The organism is Halomonas sp. ND22Bw (assembly GCF_003011945.1).
GTDB lineage: Bacteria > Pseudomonadota > Gammaproteobacteria > Pseudomonadales > Halomonadaceae > Halomonas > Halomonas halophila.
In genome coordinates, this window is record NZ_PXWD01000550.1 from 1 (window position 1) to 304 (window position 304).

General features: G+C 56.9%; 1 protein-coding gene. It reads right to left on the minus strand.

Going from position 1 to position 304, the window contains the following annotated elements:
• Positions 1–131, minus strand: a 131-nt coding sequence (locus tag CVH10_RS19330) for a recombinase family protein (RefSeq protein ID WP_181244522.1), incomplete at its 3' end; no start/stop codon positions are given.
• Between the last annotated feature and the right edge of the window lie 173 nt (positions 132–304).

Genomic DNA, 304 nt, shown 5'->3' on the forward strand with positions numbered 1-304 from the left:
CGGTCGTCGGCGGATTTGCCCGACATCTTCTCCGAGCGGATCACGGTGCAGCCGGCGGCCTTGAGCTTCTCGAGCTGGATGGTGAGGTCCTGATCTGTGGAGGAGACGCGGGCGTAGCCGAAACGGGCCATTCTGGACCTCAAAACGTACCAAAAGGGTGGCTTTGAACGAGGGTACGTAACAATAACCAAAAACGGCCGTTTTAGTACGCGTGGGCGGTGTACCACGAACCTGCCCTAGAACGGTATACTCATTTGATGCGACTTGAACGGAATTGACGTGTGGAGTGGCACGACGCCGGTTT